The sequence below is a fragment of the Streptomyces sp. NPDC031340 genome (assembly GCF_055569945.1).
Genome location: NZ_JBVIIE010000084.1, coordinates 22,451 through 29,022, shown reverse-complemented (window position 1 = coordinate 29,022; position 6,572 = coordinate 22,451). Strand labels below are relative to the sequence as shown.

5 protein-coding genes, 1 other RNA gene and 1 pseudogene are annotated in these 6,572 nt (G+C 72.2%); 4 read left to right on the top strand and 3 right to left on the bottom strand.

Annotated elements, in window-relative coordinates; translation table 11 throughout:
- Nucleotides 1-173: 173 nt before the first annotated feature.
- Together ACZ5GT_RS38375 and ACZ5GT_RS38370 are read right to left on the bottom strand one after the other, a co-directional pair.
- Nucleotides 174-935: an ABC transporter permease gene (locus ACZ5GT_RS38375; RefSeq protein ID WP_469035896.1), complete on the bottom strand. Its 762-nt coding sequence runs from the start codon at nucleotides 933-935 to the stop codon at nucleotides 174-176.
- Nucleotides 932-1,870 (bottom strand): ATP-binding cassette domain-containing protein, encoded by a 939-nt coding sequence (locus ACZ5GT_RS38370; RefSeq protein ID WP_469035895.1) that lies wholly within the window; start codon nucleotides 1,868-1,870, stop codon nucleotides 932-934. Before ACZ5GT_RS38370 ends, ACZ5GT_RS38375 begins: the two co-directional genes overlap by 4 nt.
- A gap of 217 nt (nucleotides 1,871-2,087) precedes the next feature.
- On the opposite strand from ACZ5GT_RS38370, the gene ACZ5GT_RS38365 reads away from it, so the two are divergent.
- The 4 genes and pseudogenes from ACZ5GT_RS38365 to rnpB all read left to right on the top strand — a co-directional run bounded on the left by ACZ5GT_RS38365 (nucleotide 2,088) and on the right by rnpB (nucleotide 4,872).
- The gene (locus ACZ5GT_RS38365) at nucleotides 2,088-2,657 is read left to right on the top strand and encodes a Uma2 family endonuclease (protein ID WP_469035899.1); all 570 of its coding nucleotides are present in this window, start codon (nucleotides 2,088-2,090) and stop codon (nucleotides 2,655-2,657) included.
- Between the two features lie 65 nt (nucleotides 2,658-2,722).
- The gene (locus ACZ5GT_RS38360) at nucleotides 2,723-3,544 is read left to right on the top strand and encodes a helix-turn-helix domain-containing protein (protein ID WP_469035892.1); all 822 of its coding nucleotides are present in this window, start codon (nucleotides 2,723-2,725) and stop codon (nucleotides 3,542-3,544) included.
- 19 nt (nucleotides 3,545-3,563) lie between these two features.
- Nucleotides 3,564-4,343, top strand: a pseudogene (locus ACZ5GT_RS38355) (DMT family transporter); the annotation flags it as partial.
- 118 nt (nucleotides 4,344-4,461) lie between these two features.
- An RNA gene (rnpB, locus tag ACZ5GT_RS38350) (RNase P RNA component class A) lies at nucleotides 4,462-4,872 on the top strand.
- 144 nt (nucleotides 4,873-5,016) lie between these two features.
- Here the strand turns inward: rnpB and ACZ5GT_RS38345 are convergent.
- Entirely contained in the window at nucleotides 5,017-6,327 is a 1,311-nt protein-coding gene (locus ACZ5GT_RS38345; protein ID WP_469035890.1) for a hypothetical protein, read from the bottom strand.
- Nucleotides 6,328-6,572: the final 245 nt, after the last annotated feature.

Sequence of the window (6,572 nt, the reverse complement as noted above, 5' to 3'; positions counted from 1 at the left end):
CCCCCCCCCCCCCCCCCCCCTCCCCCCCCCCCCCCCCCCCCCCCCCCCCCCCCCCCCCCCCCCCCCCCCCCCCCCCCCCCCCCCCCCCCCCCCCCGCCGCCGCCTCGGCGACGCGCGGTTCGCCGAGGCGGCCGCGGAGGGGGAGCGGACCGGCTGGTCCCGACTGGTCGAGGTCACGCTCGCTTCCTGAACGTGGACACCGCCCACACGTACCCGAGGACGGCGAGCCCGGCGCACCAGGCGACGGCAGCGTACGCGTCGCCGCTCGACGGGTCGCCCGCCAGCAGTCCGCGCAGCGTCTCGATGACCGGGGTGAAGGGCTGGTACTCGGCAAACTGCCGCACGCCCGCGCCCATCGTGTCCGCGGGCACGATCGCGCTGCTCAGGAACGGCAGCATGACCAGCGGCACGGTGGCCAGGCCCGCCGACTCCGCGGTCTTCGCGGCCAGCCCCAGGGCGACGGTGAGCCAGCCGGCCGCGAAGGAGAGCAGCAGGATCAGGCCCAGCACGCCGAGCCAGTCGAGGGCGCCCGCGTCCGGGTCGAAGCCCAGCGCGAAGGCCACGGCGACGATGGCCGCGCAGGCCACCAGACAGCGCACGGTGGTGACGACGACCTGGCCGGTCAGCACGGCGCCGCGGGAGACGTCCATAGCCTTGAACCGGTTGATGACGCCCTTGCGCATGTCGTCGTTCACGGCCGTCGCGGTGGATCCCAGCCCGTAGCTGACCGCCATCACGAGCAGGCCCGGCGTCGCGTAGTCGATGTAGTCCTCGCCCACGCTGAAGGCGCCGCCGAGCACCTTGACGAACATCAGCATGAGAATGATCGGGAAGAGGACCGCGTTGAACACCACGAGCGGATTGCGCAGGGTGTGCTTGAGGTTGCGGCGCAGCATGATCGCCGAGTCGGTCAACGCCGTCGACAGGCTGCTCACTTCGCCACCGCCTCGGTGCTCGGGCGCCCGGTCAGGGCGAGGAAGACGTCGTCGAGGTCGGGCCGGTGCACGGAGAACTCCTGGGCGTTGATCATGTTTTCGTCGAGCCGGTCCAGCAGGGCCCGCAGCGACCGCGACTCACCGTCGCCGGCCACCCGCAGGGTCAGTTCCTGGTCGTCGCGCGCGGAGCCGGGCAACACCCTTGCCGCCGCGTCGAGTTCGTCGAGGTCGGCGAACCGGAGCCGGACGTGGGTGCCCGGGACCCGGCGCTTGAGCTCCTCGGAAGTGCCCTCGGCGACCAGCCGGCCCCGGTCGAGCACCGCGATCCGGTCGGCGAGCTGATCGGCCTCCTCCAGGTACTGCGTGGTGAGGAACACCGTGGTGCCGGCGGCCACCAGCTCGCGGACGATCCCCCACATCGTGCGCCTGCTGCGCGGGTCGAGACCGGTCGTCGGCTCGTCCAGGAAGATGACCCGCGGGTCGCCGACCAGCGTCATCGCCAGGTCCAGCTTCCGGCGCATGCCGCCGGAGTAGGCCGACGCCCTGTCGTCCGCCGACTCCACCAGGTCGAACCGCTCCAGCAGCCCCGCGATCAGCCGGTCGGGGGAGGGAGCCCGCTTCAGGTCCGCCATCAGCCGCAGGTTCTCCCGGCCCGACAGCAGTTCGTCCACCGCGGCGAACTGACCGGTCACCCCGATCGCCGCGCGCACCTGCCTGGTCGCCGTCGCCACGTCGTGCCCGGCCACGCGCACCGTCCCGGCGTCGGCCGTCAGCAGGGTCGCCAGGATGTTGACCGTCGTCGTCTTGCCCGCCCCGTTCGGGCCGAGGAGGGAGAAGACCGTCCCCGCGGGGACCTCGAAGCCGATGCCGTCGAGGACGGCTCTGTCGCCGTACGCCTTGCGCAGCCCGGAGACCGCGATCGCCGAATTCTTCATGCCCCCACCGTCCCGGCCGCCCCTGACAGCCGGCTGTCACGCCCCTGACACGCCCGCTGACACGCCCCTGACACGGGCGCCCCGACCCCGCGTTCGTCGTCGTGGGCGTGCCGATCCTGTGCCACGATCGAGGGAACGGTTCCCGATCGCACGGACAGGTGATCTCCCGATGTCCCAGGCTGGCGAGCGACCGAAGGAGGGGCGTGACATGACCGCCATGGCCCATGAGCAGCTCACGCAGGCCGAGGTCCTGCTGGAGGGCTTTCTCGCCCTGGACACCCCGGAGGGTTTCCGGGCCGAGCTGATCGACGGGGAGATCGTTGTGACACCGCCGCCGGACGGGGACCACGAGAAATACATCAGCCGCATCGTGAGGCAGGTGATCAGGCGGTCCCGGACCGACATGGACTGCTCCGGCAACAAGGGACTCAAGCTGGTGAGCGGGGGCGCCTGCCCCAAGAACCACGCGATCCCGGATGCCACGCTCGCCCCCGTCGACCGTGACCTCTTCGCGGGCGCCGAAGCCTGGATGCCCTGCGACGGTGTCGCCATGGTGCTGGAGGTGACCTCCACCAAGCCCGCCGCCGACCGCGAGGCCAAGCGCCGCTGCTACGCCCGCGGAGGCATCCCGCTGTACCTGCTCGTCGACCGCGAGGCCGCGTCGGTCACCCTGTTCAGCGACCCGCGCAACGACGACTACCGCCAGGTCTGCACCCTCCCCTTCGGTAAACCGCTGCCCCTTCCCGAGCCGTTCGCCTTCGAGCTGGAGACCGCGGACTTTCTCTGAGCCCGCGGGCGTTGCACCCTGACGGACGACGACCGGACCGGACGACGGAGACAGGGGGGCGGCGCGTGGAGCAGGCACGGTGGACCAGGGCACGTCTCGGCCGCTGCGGCCCCCGCCTCGACCTGCTCACCGCCCGCTTCGACACACACGTCTACGCGCCCCACGCGCACGACGAGTTCACGGTCGGCGTCTGTGTGGGCGGCTCGGAGGTCATCGACTACCGCGGCGGCCACATCCGCACCGGCCCCGGCTCCATCGTCGTCCTGGCCCCCGGCGAGATCCATACCGGCGGCCCCGGCACCCCCACCGACGGCTACGCCTACCGCGCCCTGTACGCGCGGACCGAGCTGCTCACGGACGGCACCCTCGGCGGCGTACCGCACTTCCGCGAGCCGCTGATCGACGACCCCGAGCTGGCCACGGCCGTCCTGCGCACCCACATCGAACTGAGCGCCTGCCCGGACCCCCTGGAGACCGAGTCCCGCCTGCCGTGGCTGCTCACCGCCCTCGCCCGCCGCCACTCCACCGCCCGCCCGGCGGACGACGCCGTCCCCGGCGCCGACCGCATCGCCCGCGTCGTACGCGACCGCCTGGCCGACGAACTCCTCGACCCGCCGTCCCTCGCCGACCTGGCCACCGACCTGGGCCTGTCCCGCTACCAGCTGCTGCGCGCCTTCCGTACCGCCATGGGACTGCCGCCGTACGCCTGGCTCGCCCAGCACCGCGTCCACCGGGCCCGCCGCCTGCTGGACGCCGGCCTGCGCCCCGCCGAGGCGGCCGGCCTGGTCGGCTTCGCGGACCAGGCGCACCTGACGCGCTGGTTCCGGCGCGTGCTGGGCGTGACCCCGGCGGCGTACCGCAACAGCGTTCAAGACGGCGGGTGCTGAGCGGCCGGAGACTCGCCGCATGACTGCACGCGGCTGGTTCCTGTTCTCCCTGATGGGAGTGGTCTGGGGCGTCCCCTACCTGATGATCAAGGTGGCGGTGGAGGACCTCTCCCCGTCGACGGTGGTGTTCACGCGCTGCGCCGTGGGCGCGGCCCTGCTGCTCCCGTTCGCCCTCCGCGGCGGCGGCCTCACCCGCACGCTGCGGACGCACTGGAAGCCGATGCTGGCCTTCGCGTGCCTGGAGATCATCGTCCCGTGGTTCACGCTCACGGACGCCGAACGCCACCTGTCCAGCTCCACCGCAGGCCTGCTGATCGCGGGCGTCCCGATCGTCGGCGTCGCGGCGGCCCGCCTCCTCGGCGACACGGAACGGCTCGGCGCCCGCCGGGTGACCGGCCTGGCGCTGGGCCTGGCGGGCGTGGGCGTCCTCACGGTCCCCCACCTCACCGGCGGCGACGCCCGCTCACTGGCCGAGGTGCTGCTGACGGTACTGGGCTACGCGACGGCGCCGCTGATAGCGGCCCGCCGCCTGAAGGACGTCCCGACGCTCCAACTCATCACCCCCTGCCTGGCCCTGGCGGCCCTGGTCTACGCCCCCGCCGCGGCGGCGACCCGGCCGACGGCCCTGCCCGCGCCCTCCGTGCTGGCGGCCCTGGCCGGCCTGGGCGTCGTCTGCACGGCGCTCGCCTTCGTCGCCTTCCTGGAACTGATCAAGGAGATAGGCCCGACCCGCTCGACCGTCATCACGTACGTCAACCCGGCGGTGGCCGTGGCGGCCGGGGTGCTGTTCCTGGACGAGCGGCTGACGGCCGGCACGATGGCGGCCTTCGCCCTGATCCTGGCGGGCTCGGTGCTGGCCACGGCGGGGCCGGCGCGGAAGGCCCCGCCGCGCCCGGTACCATGGCCGACACGGCAGACGAGCCGGGCGGACGGCCGCGTGGAGTCCCCTTGACGGGGGTGCTTCCCGAGGAACGTCCGGGCTCCACAGGGCAGGGTGGTGGCTAACGGCCACCCGGGGTGACCCGCGGGACAGTGCCACAGAAAGCAGACCGCCCGGTACTTCGGTGCCGGGTAAGGGTGAAACGGTGGTGTAAGAGACCACCAGTGCCCAGGGTGACCTGGGCAGCTAGGTAAACCCCACCTGGAGCAAGGTCAAAAGGAGCCGCTGTGAAAGGCGGCTCTGCGTGGACGTCCGAGGGCTGCCCGCCCGAGTCCACGGGTAGACCGCACGAGGCCGGTGGCAACACCGGCCCTAGATGGATGGCCGTCGCCGGCGGGCCCGCGAGGACCCGCCGGAACAGAACCCGGCGTACAGCCCGACTCGTCTGCCGCTACTTGCGACTTGCCTGGGGAAGGGCATCTGACCTGTGTCGGAGGCCCTTCCCGATCTCTGGGGCAGGAGGCAGCGCGCACGGAGGAAGGCAGCGCGCACCGGAACGTCCCACGCCCCGGCGGACGCCGACCCGGACCGGTCAGCCGACGAACTCGACGGTGACGGTCGCCGTGCCGGGCACGTGCCGGGCGTCACCCGCGTAGGTGACCGTGTACTGGGGATACGTGTTCCAGGTGGGCGGAGTGTCACTGAAGCTGAAGGTGCCGTCCCGTCCGACCGCCACATCCGGCAACTCCACGCCGCTGCGCGTCACCGTGACCGCTCTGTGCTGAGGGAAGGCGACCAGCGAGGTCAGTTTCCCCGTCACGGTGACCGGCGTGCCGACGGGGTTCGTCGCCGGGGCGGACAGAGTGATCGTGCTGGACGCCTTGGCGATGTCGGTGACGATGTCGAGAACGACCTCGCCCGAGTAGGGGAAGCGGGTGGTGAACAGCCTGTCGCCGTCGGGCGCCCAGGCCACGCCCCGGTCGAGGAGATCCGCGTATCCCGGGGACAACGCGACCGTGCGGTACGGGACGGTCTCGCCCGGGCGGTAGACGTAGACGTCCCACTCCCCTCCCGCCACGATCCCCGCGGCGACCGTGCCGTCGGAGTCGACGGCGACGGAGTTCGGGTAGGCGCCGGTGTCGTACTGGGCCTCCTCCGTCAGGTCCGACAGGCGCCACCGCTGGTGGCAATAGTTGGAGCCGTTCGCGGTGATCACGCTGCTGCCGTCCGGCGTCACCGCCACGTCCTCGACATCGCCGACGGCGTCGCTGTAGGCGGTCTCCTGAAGCGTGCCGGAGCTCACGTCGTACACGCGCATGCCCAGCGCGCCCTGGCTATCCGCAGCGACGAGCCGGTCGGGCGCGCCCGGCGACGAGGCGAGTCGCGGCTTGCCGTACCAGACGGGGTTGTCGTCCAAGCTGACGGCCGGGGCCGCCTCGTCGATGGCGACCGACCCGATGCCGGCGTCGAAGACGGTGGCCTGGTAACCGAAGAACAGCCGGCCGCCGGCGAGCGCGAGGCTCTCCGGCTCGGTGCCGGCCCCGGTCGGGATGCGCCGGGTCTCGGTCAAGGTCGCGGTGTCGATGACGGAGATCGCGTCAGCGTCCGGGAGCGCCACGTACAGGGTGGACTCGTCGGCCGACTCGGCCATGCCCCGCGCCCCGTCGAGACCCTCGACCTTCTTCACGACCTGCCCGTCGTGGTCGGTGGCCAGCACCGCGTCGTCGCCGGGCGCGCTGACATACACATGACGACTGTCGGCGAGGGTCTGCCAATGCGACCGCACGGGCAGGACGATGCCGCCCTGGGTCTGTGCCGCTGCCGTGCCAGAAGTACCGAGCAGATTGAACGAGGCGGCCGCCAGGACCAACGCGACACCCGCCGCACGTCTTCGTAAGTGCATCTCAGGAACTCCCTCGAGAACGGATCCGGCCGCACGGGCGCGGTCGGCGGAGCAACTGTAACGACCCGCACTGACATTCGGCCCGCAGAATGATCGTGTGCGGAGTGCACGTCGGGCCACGGACTTGCTGCAGCCCTCGTCATCTGGCTCCGCACCCGGTCCGGCCGAGCCACCGCTCCCGACCTGCGGATTCCGGTGCCTTGATCGGATACACCACCCGGCGGGACGCCACCCTTGGTATATAC

Bases quoted from the DNA above. Each gene is read 5' to 3' on its own strand.
- ACZ5GT_RS38345 (WP_469035890.1), bottom strand. From the start codon at position 6,327: ATGCACTTACGAAGACGTGCGGCGGGTGTCGCGTTGGTCCTGGCGGCC.
- ACZ5GT_RS38365 (WP_469035899.1), top strand. From the start codon at position 2,088: ATGGCCCATGAGCAGCTCACGCAGGCCGAGGTCCTGCTGGAGGGCTTT.
- ACZ5GT_RS38370 (WP_469035895.1), bottom strand. From the start codon at position 1,870: ATGAAGAATTCGGCGATCGCGGTCTCCGGGCTGCGCAAGGCGTACGGC.